The 26,228-nt window shown below is 70.0% G+C and carries 18 protein-coding genes and 6 pseudogenes; 18 read left to right on the top strand and 6 right to left on the bottom strand.

Annotated elements, in window-relative coordinates:
- Positions 1 to 80: 80 nt before the first annotated feature.
- The 4 genes and pseudogenes from ABD366_RS36400 (at position 81) to ABD366_RS36425 (ending at position 4,219) form a co-directional block, all read left to right on the top strand.
- Positions 81 to 446: a response regulator gene (locus ABD366_RS36400; RefSeq protein ID WP_324769040.1), complete on the top strand. Its 366-nt coding sequence runs from the start codon at positions 81 to 83 to the stop codon at positions 444 to 446.
- Positions 447 to 719: 273 nt separating this feature from the next.
- A pseudogene (locus ABD366_RS36405) lies at positions 720 to 2,627 on the top strand (N-acetylmuramoyl-L-alanine amidase).
- Positions 2,628 to 3,515: 888 nt separating this feature from the next.
- A complete protein-coding gene (locus ABD366_RS36420; RefSeq protein WP_324766226.1) occupies positions 3,516 to 3,698 on the top strand; it encodes a hypothetical protein in 183 nt (60 codons plus the stop codon).
- Positions 3,699 to 3,826: 128 nt separating this feature from the next.
- Complete coding sequence (locus tag ABD366_RS36425; RefSeq protein WP_324766227.1) at positions 3,827 to 4,219, top strand: response regulator; 393 nt, start codon at positions 3,827 to 3,829, stop codon at positions 4,217 to 4,219.
- A 71-nt stretch (positions 4,220 to 4,290) separates the two neighbouring features.
- On the opposite strand, the gene ABD366_RS36430 is transcribed toward ABD366_RS36425, so the two are convergent.
- Positions 4,291 to 4,941 carry a response regulator transcription factor gene (locus tag ABD366_RS36430; protein ID WP_324766247.1) on the bottom strand — a complete coding sequence of 217 codons (651 nt, stop codon included), beginning with the start codon at positions 4,939 to 4,941 and terminating at the stop codon, positions 4,291 to 4,293.
- Between the two features lie 223 nt (positions 4,942 to 5,164).
- Between ABD366_RS36430 and ABD366_RS36435 the strand changes: the two genes are divergently transcribed.
- Positions 5,165 to 5,569 carry an SsgA family sporulation/cell division regulator gene (locus tag ABD366_RS36435; RefSeq protein WP_324766228.1) on the top strand — a complete coding sequence of 135 codons (405 nt, stop codon included), beginning with the start codon at positions 5,165 to 5,167 and terminating at the stop codon, positions 5,567 to 5,569.
- A 170-nt stretch (positions 5,570 to 5,739) separates the two neighbouring features.
- On the opposite strand, the gene ABD366_RS36440 is transcribed toward ABD366_RS36435, so the two are convergent.
- Positions 5,740 to 7,137 carry a CHASE3 domain-containing protein gene (locus ABD366_RS36440; RefSeq protein ID WP_324766229.1) on the bottom strand — a complete coding sequence of 466 codons (1,398 nt, stop codon included), beginning with the start codon at positions 7,135 to 7,137 and terminating at the stop codon, positions 5,740 to 5,742.
- 377 nt (positions 7,138 to 7,514) lie between these two features.
- Here ABD366_RS36440 and ABD366_RS36445 point away from each other — a divergent pair, with 377 nt between their 5' ends.
- The 5 genes and pseudogenes from ABD366_RS36445 to ABD366_RS36465 all read left to right on the top strand — a co-directional run bounded on the left by ABD366_RS36445 (position 7,515) and on the right by ABD366_RS36465 (position 11,449).
- Positions 7,515 to 8,003 carry a MarR family winged helix-turn-helix transcriptional regulator gene (locus tag ABD366_RS36445; RefSeq protein WP_324766230.1) on the top strand — a complete coding sequence of 163 codons (489 nt, stop codon included), beginning with the start codon at positions 7,515 to 7,517 and terminating at the stop codon, positions 8,001 to 8,003.
- Positions 8,000 to 9,304, top strand: a complete 1,305-nt coding sequence (locus tag ABD366_RS36450; protein WP_324766231.1) for an MFS transporter — start codon at positions 8,000 to 8,002, stop codon at positions 9,302 to 9,304. The genes ABD366_RS36445 and ABD366_RS36450 overlap by 4 nt, the downstream gene beginning before the upstream one ends.
- 410 nt (positions 9,305 to 9,714) lie before the next feature.
- Positions 9,715 to 9,981: pseudogene (locus ABD366_RS36455) on the top strand (ANTAR domain-containing protein); the annotation flags it as partial.
- A gap of 354 nt (positions 9,982 to 10,335) precedes the next feature.
- Positions 10,336 to 10,554: a hypothetical protein gene (locus tag ABD366_RS36460; protein ID WP_324766232.1), complete on the top strand. Its 219-nt coding sequence runs from the start codon at positions 10,336 to 10,338 to the stop codon at positions 10,552 to 10,554.
- A gap of 1 nt (position 10,555) precedes the next feature.
- A complete protein-coding gene (locus tag ABD366_RS36465; RefSeq protein WP_344443201.1) occupies positions 10,556 to 11,449 on the top strand; it encodes a DUF2637 domain-containing protein in 894 nt (297 codons plus the stop codon).
- Positions 11,450 to 11,768: 319 nt separating this feature from the next.
- On the opposite strand, the pseudogene ABD366_RS36470 reads toward ABD366_RS36465, so the two are convergent.
- From ABD366_RS36470 to ABD366_RS36480, 3 genes and pseudogenes are all read right to left on the bottom strand, one after another.
- Positions 11,769 to 12,050, bottom strand: a pseudogene (locus tag ABD366_RS36470) (transposase); the annotation flags it as partial.
- Between the two features lie 52 nt (positions 12,051 to 12,102).
- Positions 12,103 to 12,645 (bottom strand): SMI1/KNR4 family protein, encoded by a 543-nt coding sequence (locus ABD366_RS36475; protein WP_324766234.1) that lies wholly within the window; start codon positions 12,643 to 12,645, stop codon positions 12,103 to 12,105.
- Positions 12,646 to 12,660: 15 nt separating this feature from the next.
- Positions 12,661 to 17,397, bottom strand: coding sequence for an RHS repeat-associated core domain-containing protein (locus ABD366_RS36480; RefSeq protein WP_324766235.1), 4,737 nt, complete (start codon positions 17,395 to 17,397; stop codon positions 12,661 to 12,663).
- 327 nt (positions 17,398 to 17,724) lie between these two features.
- On the opposite strand from ABD366_RS36480, the pseudogene ABD366_RS36485 reads away from it, so the two are divergent.
- Positions 17,725 to 19,131 (top strand): annotated as a pseudogene (locus ABD366_RS36485) (IS701 family transposase).
- Positions 19,132 to 19,253: 122 nt separating this feature from the next.
- The gene (locus ABD366_RS36490; RefSeq protein ID WP_324766236.1) at positions 19,254 to 19,652 is read left to right on the top strand and encodes a hypothetical protein; all 399 of its coding nucleotides are present in this window, start codon (positions 19,254 to 19,256) and stop codon (positions 19,650 to 19,652) included.
- A gap of 90 nt (positions 19,653 to 19,742) precedes the next feature.
- On the opposite strand, the gene ABD366_RS36495 is transcribed toward ABD366_RS36490, so the two are convergent.
- Complete coding sequence (locus ABD366_RS36495) at positions 19,743 to 20,399, bottom strand: hypothetical protein (protein WP_324766237.1); 657 nt, start codon at positions 20,397 to 20,399, stop codon at positions 19,743 to 19,745.
- 365 nt (positions 20,400 to 20,764) lie between these two features.
- Here ABD366_RS36495 and ABD366_RS36500 point away from each other — a divergent pair, with 365 nt between their 5' ends.
- The 6 genes and pseudogenes from ABD366_RS36500 to ABD366_RS36520 form a co-directional block, all read left to right on the top strand.
- Positions 20,765 to 21,136, top strand: coding sequence for a hypothetical protein (locus tag ABD366_RS36500; protein ID WP_324766238.1), 372 nt, complete (start codon positions 20,765 to 20,767; stop codon positions 21,134 to 21,136).
- Positions 21,137 to 21,147: 11 nt separating this feature from the next.
- Positions 21,148 to 22,731 carry a peptidoglycan-binding protein gene (locus ABD366_RS36505; RefSeq protein WP_324766239.1) on the top strand — a complete coding sequence of 528 codons (1,584 nt, stop codon included), beginning with the start codon at positions 21,148 to 21,150 and terminating at the stop codon, positions 22,729 to 22,731.
- Positions 22,732 to 22,858: 127 nt separating this feature from the next.
- Entirely contained in the window at positions 22,859 to 23,251 is a 393-nt protein-coding gene (locus tag ABD366_RS36510; protein ID WP_324766240.1) for a protease inhibitor I42 family protein, read from the top strand.
- A gap of 47 nt (positions 23,252 to 23,298) precedes the next feature.
- Complete coding sequence (locus ABD366_RS36515) at positions 23,299 to 23,727, top strand: hypothetical protein (RefSeq protein ID WP_324766241.1); 429 nt, start codon at positions 23,299 to 23,301, stop codon at positions 23,725 to 23,727.
- 159 nt (positions 23,728 to 23,886) lie between these two features.
- Positions 23,887 to 24,012, top strand: a pseudogene (locus ABD366_RS43660) (IS630 family transposase); the annotation flags it as partial.
- A 937-nt stretch (positions 24,013 to 24,949) separates the two neighbouring features.
- Positions 24,950 to 26,172: pseudogene (locus ABD366_RS36520) on the top strand (DUF6531 domain-containing protein); the annotation flags it as partial.
- Between the last annotated feature and the right edge of the window lie 56 nt (positions 26,173 to 26,228).

A 26,228-nucleotide genomic window follows, 5' to 3' on the forward strand; every position in this document is an offset into this window, starting at 1 on the left:
CCGGGCCCTACGTGGGTGATACACAAACCGTAGGGCAGCCCCTATGGTCCCGCCGCCGGATCGTCAGCCATGCTGACAGCATGTGCATCGACATCGTCGTCGTCGACGACGACCCCGGATTCCGCCGCATCGCCACGATGCTGCTGACGGCACGGGGTCTGCGGGTCGTGGCGGAGTCCGGGGACGGCGCCTCGGCCCTGGACGCGGTGCGGGCACACCGGCCCGACGGGATGCTGCTCGATCTGCACCTGCCCGACACGGACGGACTGACCGTCGCGCGTCAGGTCACCGACGAGGAGAACCCGCCGCGGATCGTACTGACGTCCACCGACAAGTCGCCCTGGTCGCCCGAGGAACTCCAGCGGGCGGGCATCGAGTACTTCGTCGCCAAGGACAGACTGTTCGACGCGGATCTGCGGACGATGTTCGGTTCCACCGGGTCGTGAGGCCCGGGGCCTGAAATCTGCGTTCCGCTCAACACCCCTGTCCCTCCGGCAGGTTGAGAGACGGACACATTTTTGTGAAGGGCACATGTGGTCGGGCGCTCTCCTCCCACGCATGCGCCCCACAGGCATATGTTTGTCCCCGTCGCCGCTGCCCTCACCATCGAGCGGCGACGCCGGAGGAGTACACCCGGCGCTCTCCTTCCCCCTCGAAGGACCAGCAGCTCTTGAGGACCACCAGCTCTTAAGGACCATCAGCTCTTGAGAACCACCCCCTTGCACAAGCGAAAGAGGGCCGTCCGCGTCCGCGTCGCGTGCGCGGTAGGCGCGCTGGCCGTGGCAGGCCTGGCCGCCATCCCGATCACGGCGCTGGCCGACACGACGGACGACGCTCCCGCATCCCGGCAGCAGACGATCCAGGCTGCCGCCCAGGAGTACCACGTCCCCGCGAACGTGCTGCTCGCCCTCGCCTACGAGGAGTCGGCCTGGAACCCGCACGGCACGCAGGCCAGTACCGGCGGCGGCTACGGGATCATGCACCTCACGGACGTGACGCCCGCGATGCTGGCGGCCGGCCCGGCGGGCGCCGCGGGCCGCGCCGACCTCGCCTCCCTCGCCGACGACCCGGCCCTGCACACCCTCCAGACGGCCGCGAAGCTGACCGGGCTGTCCGCGCAGGAACTGCGTGAGGACGAGACCGCGAACATCCGCGGCGGAGCGGCGCTCCTGGCCTCGTACGAGAAGGAGCTGGTCGGCGACACCCCCGCCGACGCCTCCCGTTGGTACGGAGCCGTGGCCCGCTACAGCCAGTCGAAGCAGCGACAGGGCGCGGCGAGCTTCGCCGACCGTGTCTTCGACAAGATCCGCGGCGGAAAGTCCGCGACGACACGGGACGGCCAGCAGGTCCGGCTGACCGCCGCCCCCTCGGTGGACCCCGCGACCTCACAGGTCGCGAAGTTGCGCCTGAAGTCGACGTCCGCGGCCGACACCGAGTGCCCGCCGACCGTGCGCTGCACGTTCGTCGCCGGTTCGCCCGCCGGCGGCCAGGTCTCCGACCGGCCCGCCAACGGCATCCGGATCGACACCATCGTCCTGCACGACCTGGAGTCCACCTACGACGCGGGCGTCAAGGGTCTGGCCGACCCCACGAACCCGGCCTCGACCCACTACGTGATGGACTCGGACGGCTCCGTCACCCAGATGGTGCCCACCAGGAACGTCGCCTTCCACGCGGGCAACTACTCCACCAACCTGCACTCGGTCGGCATCGAGCACGAGGGCTACGCCGCGCACGGTTCGGCCTGGTACACCGAGGCGCAGTACGAGGCCACGGCCGACCTGGTGAAGTACCTGGCCGCGCGGTTCGGCATCCCCCTGGACCGGCAGCATGTCATCGGCCACGACAACGTCGCCGGCCCGAAGTCCTCGCTCGTCTCCGGCATGCACTGGGACATGGGACCCGAGCTCGACATCGCCCACCTGATGGACCTGGCCGGCGCGCCGGCCACCGGTCCGCGCGGTGTCCCGCGGGCCGGTGAGGTCGTGACGATCGACCCGCCCTTCGCCAGGAACGAGCAGACCGTGACGGTCTGCCCGCAGGACGACCCGACCGGTCAGACGAAGGCCTGCGCCCAGGACCGGCGCAAGGTGAACTTCGTCCACCTGCGCACGTCCCCGAGCAGCACCGCGCCGCTCTTCGGCGACTAGGCGATCCACGAGACGGGTGCCGGCACCGACCGGATCAACGACTGGGGCAGCACGGCCCAGTCCGGCCAGCAGTTCGTCGTCGCGGGCTCGCAGGGTGCCTGGACCGCGATCTGGTACAGCGGGTCCAAGGTGTGGTTCCACAACCCCCACGGCGTCAACACGAGGATCAGCCACGGCGTACAGGTGATCCGCCCCGCGGGCACCGCCGCGGTGCCGCTCTACGGGACCAACTACCCGGACGCGTCCGAGTACCCGACCGGCCTGAGCCCCTCCACGCAGGCCCCGCTGAGCATGTACTCCGTCCCCACGGGCCAGGCGTACGTGGCCACGACGGACCCCATCGCCACCGACGACTTCTTCGCCTCCAGCGGCAAGGTCGTCACCGGCGGCAAGAAGATGTACACCATCCAGTACAACCACCGCGTCGCCCTGGTCTACGCGGACGAGGTGACGGCGACCGAGGCGACCGGCCGCTGATCCGACCGGGGTCATGACACAGGCTCTGATCCGGGCCCGGTACAGCCGGAGGCCTCCGGCCGGGCGCGTACTCCCTCGGGGTGCGCGTCGGTCGGGGGCCTTCGTGCCGTCCCGTCGTGCCGACCGGGCCGAGGGGCGGTGTTCGAAGGCGGGCCCTCAGTCCGTGGCGCGGCGGGCCGCGATGAGGACGGGGCCGCCGGGCACCGTGGGGAAGCGCCGGCTCTCCCGCAGGCCGGCGGCGTCGAACACCTCCGCGATCCGGTCCGTGTCGTAGGAGCTGCCGCCGTTGCGTACCGAACGCGTCGGCCAGCGCGAGCGCCAGCGCCGCCACCCCGGTCCCGACGTCCAGGACGCGGGCGCCGGGCCGGCCCAACCGCGCAGCGAGACCGGGCGGTTCGGGTACGACGCGGGTCGCGAGGGCCCGGCCCGTGGCGGCGGACGCCCGGCCCTGAGCCAGCAGGACCTCGTCGTCCTGCGCCGCCCAGCCACCTCCGGTCGCCGCCGGTTCCCGTGCCGCGACGGCCACCGCCTGGCGCAGGGAGCCCAGCCGTGCCGTCACCGCGCTGCGGGCGGTCGCTCCGTCGGCGTACACCAGGGACGGGTGCGGAACGAGCGCCGCCCCGTCCCGGCGCACCAGCCCGGCGGCCTCCAGTACGGCCGACGGGTCGTCGCCCGGGTCCACAGCGGGCGGAGAAACGGAGGAAGACGCAGACATCCCAGACCTCTTTTCGACGCCGGTCCAGGAACACGTATGCCGTCATGGAAACACCTGGATCCGTCCGAATTCTACGGACGTACCTCCGCACGTGGCTTGCCGAGACGTGTGTCACCGGTTAAAGTGGTGACGAACTTGTACTGCGCGAGGCACACACATCACCGGAGGGCACCATGGCACGCAAGAACCGAGGCACCGGCAGGCGCTGGCCCCTGTGGGGCAACGACAGGTCGATCGAGGCGCTCGACCAGGAGCACCGCGCCGAACGCGGCATGTCCGGTGACCGCGAGGTCCGGGCGGAGACCGTACGGGCGCGGCTGTACGCGACCAGCACCTACCTCACCGCCGCGACCTGAGAGCCTGTGTCACCGCCCCGGCCGGCATCCGCCGCGGGGCACCCGGACGCGTCCCTCGCCGGAGCGGGAGACAAACCGTAGGGCTCCCCCTATGGCCCGCTCACCAGGGCGTTGGGCAAGCTGGGAGCATGTGCATCAACATCGTGGTCGTCGACGACGACCCCGGCTTCCGTCGTATCGCCATCGCCCTTCTGACGGCACGGGGGCTGCGCGTCGTGGCGGAGTGCGGGGACGGCGCCTCGGCTCTGGACGAGGTGCGGACACACCGCCCCGACGGGGTGCTGCTGGATCTGCACCTGCCCGGTCTGGACGGAGTGGCCCTGGCCCGGCTGCTGAGAGCCTGTGTCACACCCCCGGCCGGGCGCGCGGCGTCTGGCACGCCCCGCATCGTGCTGACCTCCACCGACGAGTCGCCCTGGTCGCACGAGCAGCTGGCGGACGCCGGGATCGACGCCTTCGTCGCCAAGGACCGGCTGGTCGACGCGGACCTGCGCGGCCTGTTCACCCCCGCCGCGCCCTGAGTACCTGTCCTCGAACCCCCGGTGGCCGGAACGACAGCCCCGGGGCGCCACCGGATTGAGGGCTACTTGGACTACTGCCCGAGGTAGCGCAGCACCGCCGCCACCCGCCGGTGCTGTCCGGAAGCCGTCTGGCTGAGCCCCAACTTCAAGAAAATACCGGTCACATGGCGCTCCACGGCGGCCACGCTCACGAAGAGCTGTTCCGAGATGCCCGTGTTGGAGTGGCCCTCGGCCATCAGCGCCAGGACCTGTCGTTCCTTGGGCGTCAGCGCGGCCAGCGGATCGTCCTCCGGGCGCTTGCGCCCGAGCAGCGCCGAGATCACGTCCGGGTCCAGCGCCGAGTCCCGGGCCATGACCCGCTCGACGGCGTCGATGAGGATCTGCGGGCTCGCCACCTTCTCCTTGAGGAGATAGCCCACGCCCCGGGGATCGTCCCCGACCAGGTCGAGAGCGTAGGACGCCTCGAGGAACTGGGACAGTACGATCACGGCGGTGTCCGGCCGCACGGCACGGATCCGGCGCACCGCGAGCAGCCCGTCCGCCTCAAGGGCCGGCGGCATCCGGATGTCGGTGATGACGACGTCGGGCCGGTGTTCCTCGGCGACGCGGACGAGGTCCACCGCGTTGTCGACGGCCGCGACGACGTCGATGCCCGCCCTGCCGAGAATGGCCATGATGCCTTCGCGCACGATCGGCTGGTCTTCTCCCAGCACCGCCCGCAGTGGTTGCCCCATGACCGCATCCTAGCCTGCACGGACCCCACACATGTGACGGGAAGTGTGGGGTGCACCCTACGGACACCTCGGGGGGCGCCCGAGGGAGGGCGAGGGAACGCACGACAGACCAGGGCGCCGCCCGCGCCGAGACTTGGGGCCAACGCTCAGGACAGCCCGACGTGTCGAGTCCGGACCACCGGCAGACTCCCGAGGACCCGAGGAGAACACCATGAACAAGAGCCACCTCGCACTGACGATCACCCGCTGGCTGGGCGGCGACCACATCGTGGAGGTGCCCTGCGAGTTCTCCTACGACGCGGGTGACCCGCTCGCCGTCACCGTGACCTTCACGGTCGGACAGGAGTGGTCGGTGCGCTGGGTCATCGCCAGAGAGCTGCTGGCCGAGGGGCTGGTCACCCGCAGCGGGGACGGGGACGTGGCGCTGTGGCCGGTGTACGGCGACGACGGCGAGCCCGTCACGCTCGGGATGCGTCTGGGCGGCACGAACATCGCGCTCTTCGAGATCCCCGTCGAGCCGATCACGCAGTGGCTCGCGCAGACCTACGCTCTGGTCGCGCCGGGGGCGGAGTTCGACGGGGTGAACTGGGACGAGCTGCTCCAGCCCGCGGAGTGACGGCGGTCGGCCGGACCGGAGCACACCGGCCCTGTCAGCCCCTTCGTCCGGGTCCGCGGGACGGAGCTGAAGAACGTCGACCGGGACGAGTCCGTCCAGTCGGCGGAGGGACGAGATCCGGCTACGGAACCGGCTCACCCCCTTCGCCCGGGCGCGACGCCGCCCGGCTCTCAGTCCCGGATCGGGATGGTGATCAGCAGGGTGGTGCCCCGGCCGGGCGGGGAGTCGATGGTCAGCTTCCCGTCGAAGGCCGCCACACGGTCGGCGAGGCTCGTCATCCCGCTGCCGGCGGTCGCCTTGCCCAAGCCACCGATCCCGTCGTCGGCGACCTTGATCCGCAGCACGTCCCCGAACTCCACGAGGACGTCGATACGGGACGCCCGCGCGTGCTTGACCGCGTTGGTCACGGCCTCGGCCACCACGAAGTAGGCGTTCGACTCGACCGTGGAGGGCATCCTGCGTTCGCCCTCGCACTGGACGACCGTGGGCACCGGGCACCGCGAGGCCAGATCCTGCACCGCCGCCACCAGACCCTTGACCGTGAGAACCAGCGGATAGATCCCGGAGGCGAGTTCCCGCAGCTCGTTGATGGCGGTCTGCGCGTTGTCGATGGACTGGTCGAGCAGGTCGATCGCGGCCGTCTCGGTGCCGGGGAGCAGCTCCCGCGCCAGCCGCAGCCCGATCATCAGGCTGACCAGCCGCTGCTGCGCCCCGTCGTGCAGATCCCGTGCGGTACGCCGGTGGACTGCCTCGGTGTTCTCCATGATGCGCCGCCGGCTGTCCTGGAGGGAGGAGGCCATGCTGTTGAAGGAGGTGCCCAGCGCCCCGATCTCCGCGATCCTGCTGGGGGCGACCCGCACACCGAGGTCACCGCCCGCGAGCTCCTGGGCCGCTGTCGCCGCCCCGCGCACCGGACGGACCACCGCGCGGTGCTGGAGCACCGTGAAGACGGCGAACAGCGCCGTGGACGCCGCCAGACCGATCGCGGCGGCGAGCACCGCCTGGTGACTGTTGGCGCCCGCGGCATCGGTGCGCTCCGCGAGCTGGACGCGCTCGTCGGACACGTACTCGTCGAACTGGGCCCGCAGGGCGTCCACACGCCGCTTGCCCTCGGTCGCCTCCCGCAGCGAACCGGCGGCGGGATCGCCGTCGCGGACCATCGCGACCAGCGGGACCGAGAAGTCGTCGAGGAAGGACTCCACTCCCCGCGTGATCTGCTCGGCGGTACGCCGCTGCTCCCGAGAGGTCGTGCTGTCGGTGAACCCCCGGGTCTCCAGCGGCAGCGCCTCGCGAGCCGCCTCCCACGGTTCGAGGAACTCCTCGCGCCTGGTGATCACGTATCCGCGCTGCCCGGTCTCCAGGTCGACCAGGAGCTGCTCCATCGTGCCCGCCTTGACCAGCGCGGTCCGCGAGGCCCGTCTGGCCGAAATGGAGTTGTTCGCGTCGTTGATCGCCCACAGCAGGACGGCGAACGCGACACCGATCAGCAAGGCGAGCAGCCCGCTCGCAGCGACCGTGAGGCTTGTCAGCCCCAGTGGGCGACGTATGTGTTCACGCCCAGCACTCATGGTCCGTCCTGCCCCCCATGGAAAAGTATGCGACAGGCAAAGTGTGCAATGTATCGGGGCCGAGCAGAAGACGTGTCCAGAGATTGAGGGCGACGGCGGGCCACGAGGGACTGCCGGGCACCGCGACCAGCAGCACACCGACGGTGATACATGTGAGCAAACGGACCCTTATCGCATCCACATGTGATGCCCACGCCCTCTGAAAGGAACACGGACACACGTACCGTTCCAGTCCACACACACACGCATTCGCCCCGGGCGCGTTCCGTCCAACCGAGCGGCTGCTCGACTTCTTGCACCACAACACCCGCTTGCCGGACGGGCGTTCCGCCCACCGCCGCCTTGAGCCATTGTATTAGCGCTGTTATATTAGCGCTGTGACATCTTCAGATCCCACAGCGCTCCCCGATCCCTGGCACGCCCTGCACAAGCTTCTGGCAGCCATGGACGCCGAGATCGAGCAGGTCTACGTCGAGCGGGGCATCGAGGGGGTGCGGCCTCGGTTCGCCTATCCGCTGATCCGGCTCGCCCACACCGGCCCACTGACCATCCGCGAGCTTGCGAAGTCCCTGGACCGCTCGCACTCCGCGGTCAGCCAGACCGTCACCGCCATGCGCAAGGAGGATCTGGTCACCTCCGAGCCGGGGCCCGACGCCCGCACCCGGCGGATCGACCTGACCGAGCGCGGCCGGTCACTGGTGCCGTTCCTGGAGGCGGAGTGGCGCGCCACCCACGCCACGGTCGCCGAGCTGGACGGCGAGGTCCCGTACGCGATGACCACCGTCGTCGAGGAGGTGCGGCGGGCGCTGGAACGCCGGTCGATGCGGCAGCGGATCCTCCATCACCTCGTCGAGCCACCACGATGAGGGGACGTGTTCGTGCCCGGCTCCTCGACACCCGCCCGCTGCGCAGCAACCAGCCGTTCCGTGACCTGTGGATCGGCACCTCGGCCTCCCAAGTCGGTGGACAGATAGCCAACGTGGCGGTGCTGGCCCAGGTCTGGGACCTGACCGGCAGCCCCGTGGGCACCGGTGCCATCGGGCTCGCCACCGGCCTGCCGATGGTGCTGTTCGGTCTGCTCGGCGGCACCTTGGCCGACACCTATGACCGCCGTGCGCTGGTACGGGCCACCACCGCGGGCCAACTGCTGGCCGCCGCAGGGCTGTGCGCCCAGGCCCTGGCGGACAACCGCAACGTACTGCTGCTGCTCGCCCTGGTAGCCCTGGGCAGCAGCTGCGGCGCGCTCGGCGCTCCCGCCCGGCGCACCTTCCCGGTCCGGCTGTTGCCGAGCGACCAGGTCGCGGCCGGTCTTGCGCTGACCAACGTCTCCTTCCAGGCCGCGATGCTGGCCGGGCCCGCGACAGCCGGGCTGATCATCGCCCGCTGGGGCTTTTCCGCCGCATACGCGACCCAGGCCGTGGCCGTGATCGTCTCGATGCTCGCGGTGATCCGTCTGCCCGCCATGCGGCCCGAGGGCGCCGACGCGGCAGGCAGCAGGCGCCGGCCGGAACGTGGCGGCTGGCGGATCGTCCTGCGCCGCCCGACGCTGTGGGGCTCGATGGCCACCGACTTGTCCGCCACCCTGCTCGCCATGCCCATCGCGCTCTTCCCGCTGGTCAACGAGGTCCGCTTCGAGGGAAACCCGCAGACCCTCGGCCTGTTCCTCTCGGCCGTCGCGGTCGGGGGGATCACGGCTGGTCTGCTCTCCGGCACGGTCACGCGCTGGCGCCGTAGCGGCCTGGTCCAGCTCGCCGCAGCCAGTGTCTGGGGCCTGGCACTGGCCGGTTTCGGCCTGGCGGGGCCGTTGTGGCCGGCCCTCGGATGCCTGGCCGTGGCGGGCGCCGCCGACACCGTGTCGGTCGTCACCCGCAGTGCCCTGGTCCAACTGGAGACCCCGGACGCGTACCGAGGACGGGTCTCCTCGGTGGAACACGTCATCGGTGTCGCAGGCCCCGAACTCGGCAACTTCCGTGGCGGCCTGTTGGCGTCGGCCACCTCCGCCTCCTTCTCCCTGGTCTTCGGCGGACTCTCCGCCATCCTGGCGATCGCCGCCGTGGCCGCGACCAACGCGCCCCTTCGCGCCTACCGCACACCGCCTGCCGCCACGAAACCGACCGCAGCCCTTGGGATCACCGACCCGACGACGACCGCCGACCAGCTTCCCTGATTCGCCTCCAGCCTCCAGCGACGACCGCCTGCTGATCACGCCCCTGCGGCACGAGGAGGGGGTACAGCTGTGCGGCGACGTCGGCACGCACCCTGCGCCCCCCGCAGTACCTGTACGTGACGGCCCGCCACGAACTTCGCCTGCAGGAACGGCTGGAGGAGCGCGGCTGGGACCAACTCGACACCCTGCGCCTGCGCTGCGCATAGGAGCGTGTGGCCTCGCCGCCGTGGGACGGCCGGAGCACACGGCGCTCGTCGACTGCGCACAGCCACGCCTTCCGCCCGCCGGCACCGGCCGTACTGCCGCGCCCTGCCGACCGCGGGCGGGTCGGCAGGCCCTGGCCGTGACCGGGGCGTGGGCGTGCAGACGGATGGCCGGGGTAGGGGCACGGTGTTGTCTCCCATGCGGATGTCGACCGGGCGATCGGCGTCCTGGTCGCCGTCGCCCGCATCCCGCCCGGCCCCGCGTGGGAGGTGCTGCGAGAGGTCTCCCAGCACACCAACATCAAGCTGCGGCACGTAGCCCTCCTGGCCGTCCAGTGGGGCCACACCGGCATGCCGCCCGGCGTGGTGCACGCCGAGCTCTGCCGCCAGCTGAGCGCCTACAGCGACGCATGGCAGCCCGCGGCCGTCAGTGGAAGCAGCGCGGCGACAGTGCTACCACCGACAAACCCGTAACGGTCGCCTGCCTCCTTCTGCCCGCGCCCCTGCCGGGTGTGCGGGTTACGGGCCGGGGGTCGGGCGGGGAGATGCCGGGCTCGCCTGGCCCGTGGCGAGACTCCGGCAGTTCGGCGGCGGCAGTGCCGGCGGGTGGGGGCGGGTGGGGCGACTTTGGTTTGCGTGCTTTCGGGGGCGCAGAACCGATTATTCATTTGCCGGAAAGACGCACTATGCGACCTGGCGGCCACCCGTATGCCGCACATCTTCTGGCATGCGGGCGCCGTTGTGTGCAGCATGACGACACCGAGGCTGCGCTCTTCTTCAGGGGACTCTGCGGCGGACGCAACCAGCAGGAAAGCGGATGCAGTTCGCATGGGAGCCTGGCTCTACACGCCATCCGGCACCGGTGCGGCACCGGCCGCCCTGCACGGCCACTGCCGACGGGTCGAGCTCTGGTACTCCGCCGAGCTGGTGCAGGACCTCCTTACCGAGCTCGGCCTCCTCGAGACCTCTTACGCTGCCGCGACCGGCGCCCCGCACCGGCTCGACGCTTCCGTGTCCGACGTTCCCCGGCAGCTCGCGCATGCATGAGATGCCAGGCCGTCACCGCCGACCCCAGCCGTTCATCCCGGGCCCTGCCACATCCGACCCCGCGGCCGGCTACTCCCCGCAGTGGGAGGAGCCCTCGGGGGCCGGCTACTCCCCGCAGTGGGAGGAGCCCCCGGCGACGGGCTGTTCCCCGCAGTGGGAGGAGCCCCTGGCCCCGCTGGACTCTCTGGCTCCGCATTGGGATCCGACCGAGGAACTCGCCCACCTGCTGCGCGAGGCCGCCGGGACGGAGGCGGACAGCGCCCCGGTCGACGAGCCGAGCGACCCTGGTACCCAATTCGCTTCCGACGAGGGCGCGTTCGACGGTCTGCCGGAGGCCACCGCCGAGCTGCCCCGGCAGCGTTCCGCACCGCCCCGCCGCCGCACCCGCACCCGCACCCGCACCCGTTCCCGTGCCCGGAAGCGGGCGGCCAGCGGCATGCTGCGTATCACCAGCCGGATCCTTGGTGCGGTGGCCGCGCTCGTCGTGTCCGTGGTGTGCGTCTTCGGCGCCATGGTCAGCTACGCCCCGCTGCGCAACCTGGCCGTGCACCGCACCTCCGCCTCCACCCTGGACGCCTGGCCGCTGCTGATCTACGGCCCCTGGATCGTCGCCTCGGTGTCGGTTCTGCGGGCCGGCCTGCACCGGAGGCGCGCCGCCCATTCCTGGGCGGTGGTGCTGCTGTTCTCGACCGTTGCGATGGTGCTGTGCGTCGCGCAGGCCGCACACCGGCCCCTGGACGCGGCAGCAGCCGCACTGCCCGCCCTGGCCGCACTGGCCTGCTTCCAGCAGCTGATCCGCCAGATCACCCTCAGCCGCCCGCCACGCCAGAGCCACCCGCGCCACCGTTTCCGCCGTACATCTTCTGCGTCCCCACCTGCGACCGAACCGGCGTGAGCGGACCCCCGCCGTGCACCCGGGGCCGTCGGCGAGCCGGACTCGTAGCAGGCAACGGCCCGCGCACACACGGCTGTTCGCCCTACAGCCCCTCACGCTAGGCCGCCGGGCAAGCCACCGCTAAGGCGGGACGCTGCCAGGGCTCCGGCTGCCAGTCCCTCGGCGACAGCCGGCACGGCGCGGGACCGAGGCTCCCTCCCGGCCGGCTGGCGCCGCATGCGCCCCACCAGGACCGCGGCGCCTTCGGACCGGACATGGACGGCCGGCCGCTCGCAGATCCAGGGCAGCGCGGGACTCCACCGAGTGGGGTGGCCCGGCCCGCCTCGGGCCTGATCCGCGCGCTCATCCGCTCGGCGATACGGCGACGCACCGGCACAGGGTCCCAGGTGGACTGGTTCACGAACTGCTGCAGGTTCTGCTCATTGCCGTCCGGCAGCCGCGCCGCCATCGCCTGAACCGACCTCCGGCGTCCGTCCGGCATCAGCCCCCGCAGACAGCAGTCACCCATGGCCCGCTGGTCCTTGCGCAGCACCGAGGCAAACACATCCGCGACGAAGAAGGCCAACTCCGCCCGGACACGGTTCACTTCATGTGCGTCCAGACATCCAACATGCTCCCGAGCACGCCGAACGAGAAGACCTGACGGAGTCCTATCAATCTGCCATCGCCTGTGCGGTGCGGAACTCGTGTTCAGGCAGCGGGAACTTGTCCCACAGGAGCTGTGAGCGGAATTCACCGCTGAGTACGCCGGCGAGGAAACGGGTCACGGTCATGTCGTATCGCTCCCAGTCCTCGCCCGAGGCCTCGTTGATCAGGATGGGGCGGGTATCCGCGTCGTCGCCCGACTGCACGAGCCAGTAGAGGTACTCGCCGTTGTCTGTGGTGGCCCAGCAGACGAGACGGCTTCCCTCAGCCGCCAGTTCGGCCGGCTTGTCCTCGAACTGCCAAAGGGATTCGTTGGCCTCTTCGCGTTCCGCCGAGATCTTGACCAGGTCGTACACATCGTTGGGGCATCCCGGTTCCAGGAGCAGCAGATAGCCGTCGATGAAGCCGCCGCCGTAGGTGTCGATCAGTTCCTTGTAGTCGGCGGGCAGGGCGGTCTGCAGGGTGGTTTCAGCGGTGTTCCAGTCCGGGGTCTGTCCGCTGTCCTGGGGCCGCGGCAACAGTTCTGTCAGCCGGGTCAGGTCGGGGGTCATCTGCTGATCCTTTCGTCACCGCTTGCGGTTCCAGATGGTGAAAACGTTGGTTCCCTCGCCGCTGCTGCCGTGCGGATGCATTTGGAAGCCCTTGTTGCCATGGGCCTCGATGGTCACGCCGAGGGGGATCTTCGCGTTGTCGTCGGCGTAGATGGGAGTCACGCTGTACTGAATGATCTCATCGTTGTCCCTCACGGAGTTGCGGACCTGCATCTCGACCTGTCGCATGACCGGCGAGTTGGCGTAGCTGTGCATGGTGACGAAGTTGCGGGGGTCCTTGTTGGATCCGCCGATCATGGCTGCGAGCAGGTGGGCACGGTTGTATCCCTTACCTGATTGCCAGCCGGCCGGGTCGTGCTGGGGGTTGGTCTTGCCGCCGAGCATGTCCCGGGTGATGGTGGCGTGCATGGACGTGGCCCGGTCGTGTGGGCCGAGGGCGCCGTACTGGACTCTGTCGCCCCAGGTGACGTCGTTCTCGTCGCACGGGGTGAGCCCGAGGGGGTCACTCAGGGAGTGCGGGTTGTCTACGTAGGCCAGCGGGTTGGGGGCGGGCAGCAGGCCCAGCGGGTCCGGGGTGAGGTAGCGGGCCGATTCGGGGTCGTAATGGCGATAGTGGTTGTAGTGCAGGCCGGTCTCGGCGTCGTAGTACTGGCCGGGGAAGCGCAGGGGTGTGTAGGCGGTGGCGTTCTTGTTCCAGGTGGTGGCGCCCCAGAGGGTGGCGCGGGTGCGCCAGGCGATGGTGCCCGCTTCGTCGACCAGCTCGGTGGGGGTGCCGATCTGGTCGGTGACGATGGCGAAGAAGCGCTGGTCGACCGATTCTTGCGGGGCAGTGGCCAGGGACTTGGTCTCGGTCTGGGATACGGGGGTGCGGTCGTCGTGGTCCCAGGTGAGGGTGAGCAGTTCGGGTGCGCCTGTGGTGTGGCCGGTCTGCTCACACAGGATGGTGCCGTCCCACGTGAAGGTGGTGCGCTCGAGGACGGTGCGGTCGTCGGCAGCCATGCGGAGTTTGGCGGAGCGCCGGCCGAGTGCGTCGTAGGTGTACCGCCAGCGGGTGCCGTCCGGTGTCGTGCAGCCGGTGAGTTGGTCTTCCGCGTTCCAGGTGTAGCGCCAGGTGTCGGGCTTGTGCGAGAGGCGGGTCTTCTGGCGGAGGACGATACGGCCCTGGGCGTCGTGTTCGTAGCGGACGTTGCCGGCCCGGGTGAGGCGGGTGCCCGCGTAGGCGCGGGGACCGGTGGCTTCCTGTCCGGCGTGGCGGGCGGGCCAGGCGGCGTCGGTCTGGTTGCCCATCGCGTCGTAGGCGTAGGTCTCGTTCCAGGTCTCCGCGCGCACGGCGGTGACCCGGCCCGCCGGGTCGAGGTCGAAGCGGCGCGGCCCGGCGTGCAGGTCGTCGATGCCGGTGAGGTGTCCGTCGGCGCGGTGGGTGTAGGTCCGTTGCTGGATGAGGCGTTGGTCGGTGCCGGTCGTGACCGTGTGGCCGGTCAGGTGCCCGGACAGTCCGTAGGTACTGCTCAGAGTGGCGAACTGATCGACGGTACGGACCAGTTCGCGACCCGCAGCATCGTAGGTGAAGTCGATGCGGTGCCCGGAGGCGGTCAGGCGGGCCGGGCTGTCCGCCGTGTCGTGCGTCCAGGTCGTGAGCGCGCCGGACGGTGTGATCCGGCTGGCGCGCCGTCCGGCGGCGTCGTAGGTGAAGCGGAGCGTGGAGCCGTCCACGGTCTGGCTCACGAGCCGTCCGGCGCTGTCGTAGGCGAACTGGAGACTGCTGTCCGTGCTGGTGGCGCCGATCAGGCGGGACGCCGTGTCGTAGCGGTAGTCCGTGCGCCGGCCGTCGGCTGTCTTCGCGCTCAGGCGCCCGGCCGCGTCGAAGGCGTAGGTGATGGTCTGCTCGGCAGCGTTCGTGCGGGAGACGGGCTGCCCGGCCGCGTCGTAGGTGTAGCGGCTGGTACGGCCGTCGAAATCGGTCTCGCTCACCAGGCGTCCGGCCGGATCGTAGGAGTAGCTCCAGGTGAGGTCCTGGCTGTTGGTGACGTGAGTGAGGCGTTGTTCCGTGTCGTAGCGGAAGCGGTGGTATACGCCGTCCGGAGAGGTGCGGGTGGCCGGGAGGTCGAAGGGTCCGTAGGCGATGTGGCTGTGGCTGCCGAGCGGGTCGGTGTGGCCCGTGCAATTGCCCTCGCCGTCCCAGGTCCAGGCTTCGCGAGCGCCGTCGTGCGCGGTGCGCTGTTGCAGGCGTCCTTCGGCGTCCCACTGTAGAAGTGTGGTGTGGCCCAAGGGGTCGGTGAGCTCTATGGGGCGGCCCAGTGCGTCGTAGCGTCCGCGGTGGGTGGCCCCGCGCACAGTGGTGGCGGTGGGGAGCCCGGCACTGTTGGATTCGACCGTGGTGGTGACGCCGCGCGGGTCCGTGGCAGCGGCCACCGCCCCGGTGGCGTGGTGGGTGAACCGGTGGGTGGCGCCGTCAGATTCGATCAGCAGCGCGCGGTTGCCGCGAGGGTCGAACTCCTGGCGGGTCCGGGCACCGTCCGGGCCGGTCAGCTCTACCGGCAGGTGCAGGTCGTTGTAGACGATGCGGGTGGCAGCCCCGTCGGGTGTGCTCACGCGGATCAGATCGCCTGTGTCGTCCCACGCCCAGCGCGTGGTGCGGCCCAGCGGGTCGGTGCGGGACAGCAGATGGTCGCGGCTGTCCCACTCCTGCGTGACCGTCGCGCCGAGCGGATCAATGATGGCGATGACTTGGCCGTACCGGTTGGCGCGGTAGACGGTGGCGTGCCCCAGGGAGTCGGTGTACGTGGCGGTGCTGACGCCGTCCTGGTCCGGGGCGGCGTAGGCGATGGTGGAGTTGAGGATGCCGTCGGTGCCGCGGGTGGCAGTCACCCGGCCCTGCGCGTCGTACTCGTACGCGAAGGTGGTGTCGTTCGAGTCGCGCCAGCCGGTGATGCGGTGCGCGCCGTCCCAGGTCAGCTCCAGCGGAGCGTCGACGGCGTTGCGCACGTGGGTCAGGTCGCCGCCGGCCTCGTCGTAGGTGAACGCGCGCAGCCGGACGGGGCCGTCGTCGGTGAGGGCGTGCAGGGCCGTGACGCGTATCTGGTCGGCGGCACGCGCAGTAGGGGCGGTGGTGACTTCCAGGCGGTAGCCGCCGGTGTGCGTGACGGCGAGCGGAGCGTCGTCCTCGCCGCGGTCGATGCCGATGGTGTTGTGGTTGCGGTCCTCGATCGCCGCCAGCCACCAGGTGCCCACGCCCTCGGCCGCGGGCTCGAAGTGGCGGATGAGGCCGGTGCGGGGGTCTTCAACTGCCAGGACATAGGAGGTGCCGCGGGTGACAAAGGTCAGCGGCAGCGGCGTGCCCGCGGCCGGCAGCACGCGGTCGCCGGGCAGGTCGGGGCGGCGGGGGTAGACCAGGATGGAGCCGTCTTCCCGGTACCACCAGATTCCGCCCAGTTCTCGGTTCTCTTCGAGACGTTCGTCCAGGGTGGAGGCCCAGGACGGTCCGAAGAACCCGCCTGCCGTGTAGCCGGTCAGATGGGTGCGGCGCAGTGTCAGCGGCAGTACGCCGGGCAGGTCCACATCGGTTTGGGTCAGCATCATCTGGCCACTGGCCATGTCGATGGGGTCGCCGCACCACTCCTTGCTGTTCAGGGAGTGGGACTGCCGGGACAGCTTCGCCGAGTCGACCTTCAGACCGTCATCACCCTTACCGCCGGACGACGGGCCGCCGCCGTGACCGTCCGAACCGCCGCCCGCGTCGCCCTTGTTGACGTGAATGTTCTTGGCTTTGTCGCGGACGTCGAGGTCGTTGCCCTTGTGCAGCCGGGAGGTCGCCTTGGCCCGGTCCGGCACGGTCTCCGTGATGTGCTTGGCGACCTTGCCGAGCGCCTTCTCGGAGCCCTTGAGGGCGCCGTGCAGCACGCTGTCGAAGGCCTGCGTGAACGGGTCCCGGCCCTTGCTCCGGCCGAACGCGCCCCGCGCCTTGCCCAGCGACGTGGACGTGGCCAGGTGCAGTTCGCTGCCGTGCTTGGAGACCTTGCCCGCGCCGTCCTCGAACTCGAAGTGGTCGATCTTCGTGCGCTTCTGCGCGCCGCCGTCGGCAGAGGCGAGCTGCATGCCGCCCCCCGCGCCGCCGGCCGAGGCGATGTGCATCCCGCCCTTGCCGCCGTGCCCCCCGCTGCCGTCGGCGGCCGGCATCGAGAACGCGCCCTCGGCCAGGTCGAGGACCATGTCCTCGACCATCGCCTCCAGCTTGGCGTTGACCGGCTCGGTGAGTTTGGCGAGGACCTCGTCGACGATCCGGTCCACGGCCTCGTCGATGATCCGCTTGACGACCTGGCGCATGGCGGTGACCTCGGCCGCGCCGATCAGCGCCGACAGACCACCGGTGACCACGGCCAGACCGGCCGAGATGCCCACCGACGCGGCCATCACACCGAGTTCGATCTCGGCCTTCGTCTTCATCCCGAAGATGATGTCCGCGAGCACGTCACAGGCGTCCGCGAACAGCCGCGCCAGTTCCGGGAGTTTCTCCAGGTGGCTGGTCTTCACCTGGTCCCAGTGCTTCTCGAACGAGTCCACGGCCCAGCCCTCGGACGAGGACAGGATGCGGGTCACCGCCAGGTGCGCGTCGCCACCGTGGCCCTCGAACTGCTCGGCGAACTCCCGCATGGCCGTGGCCATTTCGCGGTAGTCGTCCTCGTCGACGTTCGGGAAGTTGATCCCGATGAAGTCCAGGACGTCGTCCAGCCAGCCCGGAATCGTGTAGCCCATCCCCCGTGCATCCTTCCCCTTGGTGCTCCTGATGCGCTGTTCAACCGTAGCGATGAGCACCGACAGTGACACAAGTGGTAGGCAGGGGCTATGGCGCGACTGTGACACGCACGCCAGTACGCGAAAACCTGCTGCCGCCGCCGGACCTTGCCCATGCGTCCCCACACCCAGGACCTACCAGTCGCGCAAAACCCAATCTGCACCCCGCCATCCGAAAGATCACGTTCACGTACTGCACCCGCTCGCTGCCGGCGAGGCACCTTCCTACCGGTGGTTTGTTGACGTCGGGCAGTCGTCGCGGTAGGACGACAAGCAGGGGTGGTTGCCATGACCGCTCGTCGTCCGTGTCCACCAGCACCGGGGCCGCTCGAGGACTACGCGGCCGGCTTCGATGACCTCTTCGACTCACTGGCTCAGCGGCGGGGTTTTCGCCAGTATCTGACCGGGCTGCTGGCCCCGCGGGAGCGGAACAAGACGCTGACCTGCCTGGCCGGGGCGGAACCGGTGGCCGGAGCCCAGCACCCGGCGGTGCAGCGGCTGCAGTTCTTCCTCTCCGAGTCGCTATGGGAGCACGAGCGGGTCAATGCCCGCCGTCTTGAGCGGCTGCGAGGCGATCCGCGCACCTCCCCGCATGCGGGCGGGGTGCTGGTCATCGACGACTCCGGCGATCCCAAGGACGGGGCGGCGACCGCCAACGTGGGCCGGCAGTGGCTGGGCCGCTACGGCAAAACCGACAACGCGGTGGTCACCGTGACGACGCTGTGGGCGGACGAGCGTCTGTACTACCCGCTGCATGCGGTGCCCTATACGCCCGCCCACCACTTCGAGCGGGGCCACGGCGATCCCGGCTTCCGCACCAAATAGCGCATCGCCGCTGCCCTGGCCCAACAGGCCCGCGCGGCCGGGTTTCCCTTCCGGGCGGCGGTGGCCGACGGCGCCTACGGCGACGTGGACGACTTCCGCTGCGAACTGCACGCCACGGACGTGCCGTTCGTGATGGCCATCAGACGCCGCCGCGGCATCTGGGCCTACGCGCATGAGGCCCATACCCCCGTTGACGCGGCACGGCGGCTGGCCTGGCACGGCCCCGGCCGGCCCGGCGACTGGACGCCGGTGACCCGCACCTACCGCGACGGACACACCGCCACCTGGTGGGCGGCGGACGCCACCCTGGGATTCTGGGGCCCGGACGGGCTGAACCGGCTGGTGGTGGCCACCACCGACCCGGCCACCCTGCCGGAGAGGAACACCTGGTACCTGGTCACCGACCTGCCCCGGCCCGGCAGCCCACAGGTCGCCGAGTCGCCTCACCCGCCCGCCAGCCTGGCCGAGGTGGTGCGGATCTATGGGATCCGCAACTGGATCGAGCAGAGCTACAAGCAGGTCAAGGACGAGCTGGGCTGGGCTGACTTCCAGGTCCGCACCGACCGCGCGATCCGCCGCCACCAGACCCTGGTCAACTGCGCGTTCTCCTTCTGCTGGCATGCCGGCCTGCCCCCGGCCGCCGACCCGCCCGGGTCAGAGAGGGGGCACCCGGCCATCCCAGCGGCCCCGCTGGCCACATGCTCTGCGGGCCGTCCGCAGCTGGCTGACCCCGGCCGTCATGCTGCAGCACTGGTGGAGAGTCTGGTCCAGCACGCCCCCGCCGGCACCACTGCAGGACCTGATCGACGCCGTCAGCCACGGCCAACGACTCAACCCCTACCTGACCCCGCCCTAACAAACCACCGGTAGTGCTCTGTCCGGGAAGGTTCGCCGGGTTGCTGGGAGGAGGGCGGATGGCGTGCGATGACTTCCGACGAGGGAGACCCGCCTCATAGGATCTTGAGCCCAGGCATGGATGTCGGAGGGCGACGATGGAAGAACCGCGGATACGCCTCGGCAGCGATGACGTGTGGCTGGAACTGGCTCGGACTGATGGCGACAGCTGGCAGGTCACTGCAGATTGGTGCTCGTGGCTGACCGCTGACTTCACCGCAGATCTCAGCGCTGCGGAGGTCGTGGACTTCGCGGCCCGCATGCTCTCTCACCTGCGGGCGCCGTCGGGTGGACGCTTTTCGGCGGCGGTGACTCCCGGTCGGAACAATCCGCTGATGTGGCAGGCGGAGCCCGTCGGGGACGGGTACGCCTTTTTCGTGCGCCTGACTCCCAACGGTGACGACGCCGTGTGTCATTTGCAGATGGAGATCGATCCGATCGCCGCGTGGGAACTTCGTGAAGCATTCCGTGCGCTACACGCGGCGCTGGTGGTCTGACCCGCCGGAACGACAACAGCCACTCAGGCGTAGGTGGGCGATGGCGGGACGCGAGCAGGGCCAAGGGGCGGCGCCGAGCATGGAGGCGCGCTACGGCCGTCTGCCGCCTGCCTTTTCAAGTTCGCGGGTGATCGCTGCTTCCCCCTGGCCGCGTACGGCCTGCTCCAGGCTGCGGTCGTCGCGCTGCGAGAACCGCTCTCCCTTGGCGAAGTCGTCCTCGCTCAGCGTCTGACCGCACCACTCCCCTCGCCCCGCCACCTGGTCGTCGAACGGCACGGCGGCGCCCTCCCCGAGGATGACCCACTGGCCGGCATCCCAGCGCAGGGCAAGGACATACGAGTGGCCGCTCTCCAGCCGGGGCGCCTCCGGAGCCGTGCCCTTGACCCGTTTGCCGTTGCGGTACACCGACCAGCCCGGGGCGGTCATCTCGAAGTCGCTGCCCAGCTCATGCCGGGGGGTGGCGGCGGACCACAGCACCTTCTCTTTCCGGAACGTCATCGTCCGGTCCACCGTGTACCGCACCGAACCCTTGGACACGTCCTGCCTGTTGCTCTCCTGCTCCGAGGTCGGCAGCGCCACGACCACGTGGTCCGCGAACGCCTTCCAGTCCGCTGCCGTCTGGGAGGGGTAGGGGTCGTCGGCCGCGCCGCAGCCCACCACGGTCCCCAGTCCCTCCCGGCCGATCAGCACACCTGCGGTGATGCCGGCGAGCGCCAGTATCGCCAGAACGGGTCTACCGGACAACAAAGGACGAACTGTGGAATTCAACTCGGGTCTCCCGTTCTCGAACAGCATTGGGCCATTCGTTCTGTGTCTGCAATGATCAATTTCCTCACCGGTTGGTTCCGTGAGTGCGGCAGCGAGCGGCGGCCCGCGTAGACGTGGCCGCGCTGGAAGGCAGGGCCCCGGCGCCCGCCGCGGACGACAGCCGGGCTGGGGTCAGTCGCGTGTCCCGCACCGTCAGGGGCTCGAAGTGAAGGCGTTCGTAGAACGTCCGCGCCGCGGAGGGTGTTGTGGAGGAGGTGTGCCTGGTGGATGACGAGCGCTTTTCATATGAGCGGCGCGTGCTAGCCTCCCGACAACCATGATCGCTTGCGTACGGGGGAAACGCGGTGGGCTTCGACGGCTACCAGATCAAGGCGGGTATGACCGGTCAGGCCGGGCAACTCGACGATGCGGGCACGGAGATGGACGGCGTCGCCTCGGCCGTCAAGTCCCGCACGACCTACTCGTACGACGATGTCGGCGGCGGTGACGCGGCGTCGGCGCTCAACGCGTTCGTCAAGGCGTGGGAGGACGAGGCCAAGACGCTGGCGTCGGCGCTGCACGAGCTCGGCGGGAAGGTGCAGCTGGCCAAGAAGACCTACCGCGGCACCGACGGCCTGGTGCGCACGCAGGTGGACAGTGTCCCCGCGGGCGGCACGAGCGCACTCACCGACACTTCGACGCAGGGCGGGCGCGCGTCTGCCCTGTCGGGCTACTGAGGGGCGGGCCGGTGTCTTTCTTCTTCTCTCCCCTCGACTCCCCTTCCCTGCGCCTCGAGTGGCTCTCCGGACTGTCCAAGAAAATGCTTGGTGCCGGGAGCAAGAACGAGCTCCTCGACCTGATCGACGACGCTCTCTCGGTGCCCGCGCCGGGCGGGGACCCGGGTGCCCTGGAGGGTCTGGCCAGGCTCTACCACGGTCAGCTCGACCCCGTCGGCAGCGTCTTCGACCAGGTCGACCGGGTAGGCCGCAAGGGTCTTCCGGAGGTGTGGGTCGGCGACACGGGCGTCCGCGCCGCTGACGCGGTGAACGCCGCCGGGCGGGCCGTCACCCAGATGAGCGAGGCGTTCCAGGGCGGAGCGTCGGTGCTGCTGACGCTGGCCGACGCGATCGGCACCGCGCAGCGCGACGACGAACGCGGCCGTGGACAGTTGCTGGAGCAGAAGAAGACGCTCGGCGGCAAGGACGGCTTCATGGACGACCTCCACGAGGACGACGAGGAGGAGTGGGACCGCAAGAACGCCGCCCACTTCGGCTCCTACGCGGTCGACCTGATGCACGACGCCGTCCGAAACGCGCAGGAGGCCACCCGCGTCGCGGCCCGGGACCTGAACAAATGGGCCGCCGAGGCGCGGGCCGGGAAGATGGGGACCAGCGAACTCACCGCCGTCGACAAGCTGATGCTCGCCGACACCGGCGTCGCGGGCGCCGACACCGAGCTGAACGAGATCCTCACCGCCGGGGAACTGGCGCGCGCGTCGACGCGCATGGACCAGCTGAACCTCGACGACGAGATGGCCATGGAGCGGATGCTCGCGACGTCGGAGACCCCCCAGGAGCGGGCCTACCTGATGAAGGCCCTGGCCGCGGGCCACAGCGTCGACGAGATCGCCACGTTCCAGGACAAGATCCACGGCAAGGATCCCGACTGGATGCGCCGGCACCTCACCCCGGTGGTCACCGCGGGAGACAGCATGGACGACGAGGGCCTGGCGCCGGACGGCGGGAGCAACAACAAGGACGCCGTCACGTTCGACGGCCAGCAGTGGAGCCAGGGCGGCGACGGCGGCGAGAGCACCTGCGTGGCCTCGTCCACCGTCACGTCCCGCGCCATGGTCGACCCCCTGTACGCGCTCGAACTCACCGGCGGCCCCGACGGACAGGAGGACGACCCCGACGCCTTCAGGCAGCGGCTGGTGGCCGAGCAGCACCGGCTGCACACCGAGGGCGACGGCGGTGACGACTGGACGGGCATGGGGCCCGAGGGGCAGGAACGGATCAACGACGACACCGTCGGCAAGGCCACCGGGACCGACTACGAGCGACAGGACCTGGACAGCGCCGCCGACCGCAGGGCGGTCCTCACCGACGTCGAGAAGTCGGTGGCGGAAGGGCGGCCGGTACCGGTCGACGTCTCGGGCAAGGAGGGCGCCCACGCGATGACCATCATCGCCCAGGAAGGTGACATGCTCCAGGTGTACAACCCCTGGGGCACGACCACCTGGGTCAGCGAGGACGACTTCATCAACGGCCACATGGGCAAGGCATCCAACAGTGATCTCCCCAACGCGTACAGCGTCTATCTTCCGCGCTAGCGGTCGCCGAAGCGGTAGCGGTAGCGGAAACAGGGGCGGTGCCGCGCTCGCGGCGGTCGCGCTCCTCGCTCTCGCGACGGGCTGTGGCTCGGACACCGACGAACCGGGCGGCGGCTCCACGAGCACCGTGAGCCACCCGGTGAAGGACACCAGCATCACGGCGAAGCCGGGCGAGCGCTTCTCACTCACCGTCGAGCAGAACGCCTCCACCCGCGAGTACTGGTACGTGGTGGCTCCCGAGCCCGACAGCTCGGTGCTTGTCGAGCACGGCCGGAGCCACGCGTCGGACTCCGGCGACGAGCAGATGGCCGGCGCCGGTTCCAAGCTCACCTTCACTTTCGAGGCCAAGGGCAAGGGGACCACCAGGTTCACGCTGCTGCACTGCACGTTCACCACCTGCCAGGGCAACACCTCCGACCAGCCCCCCAAGACGACCGGCCCCGCCGCCACCCCGACCACGGGGGCGACCGCCCCCTCCAAGGCTCCCGAGCGCATCACCTACACCGTCACCGTCGACTGAGCGGCGGGCGGAACACTCAGATGAGACGAGACACCCGAGGCCCCGCCATGAACGACGACGCCCCGCACTCGCCGGACCGCACGGACGACGAGCTGGCCCGGCTCGACATCACCGTCCTGCTGCGGTACGGCCTCACCGCCGATCCCGGCCCCCGGCGCACCGCCCTGTTCGGCGACGGCGCCGCCGCCGCGGCCGTCATCCTCGACCGCCTCGGCACCGAACCGCGCTCGGTGGCCTTCCTCGCCGACACGGTGCGCGCAGGCGGACTCGCCCGCGCCGCGGAGCTGCCCGAACCCCTGCCCCGCAGGGATGCGGCCGTCGTCGTACGGGAGTGGCTGCGCGCCGGCACCGAACTGACCGGCGAGGTCACCGCCGACGACACCGCGGGCACCTGGCTGCGCGCCGTCGCGACCCTCGTCGAACTGAAGCAACGGATCCGGGCGGGACGGGACGTCGACGGCGCACCAGGGTCCTGATCCGTGCCTTCAGGCGCCGTCGCGCAGGACGATCTCGCAGGCAATCAGAGAGCCTCTTGCCATGCTGATACGCAGAACCGCTGCCGTCCTCGGGACACTCGTCGTCACCCTCTCCACGGCCGGATGCTCTGCCGCCGACGACCTCTTCTCGGATCTGGACCCGACCACCTGATCCGGACTCTCCGCCGCAGCCTCCGCGAGATTCAGTACCGCCCCGAACTCATCGACGCATGCCTCGCCGCAACTGGCCTCACCCTCACGACATCGCGCCCACAAACTCAGTAGAGCCTGTCTTTGAACCCCCTCCCCCAGCTAACGCTGGGAGGTGCCCCCAGCGCCCCGGCGCCCGGCACGCACCCTCGGCGTGCGGCGCCCCAGGACAGGTGGCTCCGCCACATGACCTGCGACGCCGCACTCCCCCAGCCTCCGGCCGGGGGGACCCCCAGGCCACGCACCGACCGCCGCTGCGCCCGCGCTCCGCGCGGACGACGGGGGTTCAAAGGCAGGCTCTTAGACGTTGTCCTATGTGATGAGGCGAAGGAGTCGCTTGTAGCAGCACAGGGCGGCTGCAAGGCCGCAAGGGCGGCGCAGTCCGACTTTCGTATCTGCGCCGCCTCGTGTGTGCGGTGCCATCGGCGCAGGCCGCCCCCCGCCTCCCGGCCCGCCGGCCGCCCGGGGTGGCAGGGCCACCGTCTGGTTTTGCGTGCGCCGGCTTCTCACTCGTCCCGTCCAAGACTGCCCCGGCACCGGGCCGAGGCCCGTTTCTTAGTTGGTGACGAAGTCCCGGATTCGCGGCTCGCGGACGGAAGTCCCGGCAGTCGCCGACCCGCTGTATACCGCGCCTGTCCGGCGCCTGCGGCTGCCGGGCGCGGCGACCGGCGCTTATTTCGCGGGCAGTGATGACGTGATACACGGACGTCCCCCGTCCCGACGCGACGTCGCCCGCCCCCCGGGCGAACGGGAGAGAAAGCGGTGCTCACGGTTTTTCGTCATTGATTCGTCGAACCGGTGCGTGTAACTCGCAGCTTTTGAACGTGACACGTCCGTGTGCGTGCCGGTTGCACCGTTCTGTCCCTCGGTAGAGGAGAGGCCGATTCCGGCCCGCATGAAGGACAACATCGGGGGCACTGCCCGCCATTCTGTGTGGTTTCTGTGTGAACGTGTGTGCTCCTCGTGGCCGCTGGGGTCAACGAGATGTGTCTTCCTGTGGGGGGAAGCCTTGATGCAACGCACCAAAGGTGCGCGGCTTTCGCGTGCCCAGAAGAGATTCAGACTGGCTGGCTTGGCGGTGCTCGCGTCCGGTGCGCTGACCGTGTCGCTGCTGCCCGCGGCGACCGGCGCCGCCGCGGACGATCCGTCCTCGGCGTGGGGCAAGGATGCCCCGTCGTTCTCGATGCCGAAGGTGCAGGTCGGCCCGAACCGGCCGGTTGCGTCGGAGGCCGAGCGCACGCCGTCGACGGACCTCGCGGCCTGGCGCGCGGCGCAGAAGAAGCGCGCCCAGGGCGCCTCGCCCACCGCCCGCAGCGCGGCGCCATCGCTGCTGACGTATGTGCCTGAGGGGCAGGGTGCGTGCCGTGGCACCGGATCAGTGATTTCGCGATCACGGACGCGCTGACCGCCCGGATCGACTTCTCGACCGGCAACCTGATGCTGGCGGCCACCGACTTCTCGATCGCGGGCGTGGGCCAGGACCTGACGCTGGCGAGCACCTACAACAGCCTCGACGCCCCCTGGGGCAAGGTCTCCCAGCGCTGGTGGCAGCAGTACGAGCGCTACCTGTACACCTCGTTCACCAACGAGGTGATCCTGTACGACGCCTCCGGTGACACGGTGCGTTTCACCAAGAACAGCGACGGCACGTTCAAGACCCCGGCGGGCTACTCCAAGGACCTGAAGAAGAACGCGGACGGCACCTACACCGTCACGTCCTGGAAGTCGGGTTCCAAGGACACCTACGACTCGAACGGCACCCTGACCAAGGTCACCGACCGCAACAAGGGCACCGTCACCGTCACACAGCACGACGAGGGCGGCGAGAACAAGGGCTTCAAGCTCACCGAGACCCGCTCGAAGCGCTGGATCGACCTGGTCAAGACGGACGCCTCGCAGTGGCAGGCCAAGGACAACTCCGGCCGCACCGCCGTCTTCGACCTCGACGCGGACGGCAACCTGGCCCGCACCACAGACGCCGAGGGCAAGACCACCACCTTCGGCCACGACACCTCCGGCCGCATCACCAAGATCACCACAGCCGAGGGCCGCGTCACCGTCTTCACTTACGACGACGCCAACCGCGTCACCTCCATGCTGCGCGCCACGGAGCTGAACGGTTCCGGCCACACCGGCCCCACCTGGACCTACACCTACGACACCGAGTCGCCGACGGCTGCGGGCACGACGAAGGTCACCGACCCGGAGCAGCACGCGACGAGGTACAAGCACGACGGTTGATGGGCGTCGTGGGTTTTTCAGTGGCGTGACGCCATGGGCTTGCACTGCTG

Origin of the sequence: Streptomyces kunmingensis (genome assembly GCF_039533535.1) — a bacterium.
Taxonomy (GTDB): domain Bacteria; phylum Actinomycetota; class Actinomycetes; order Streptomycetales; family Streptomycetaceae; genus Streptomyces; species Streptomyces kunmingensis.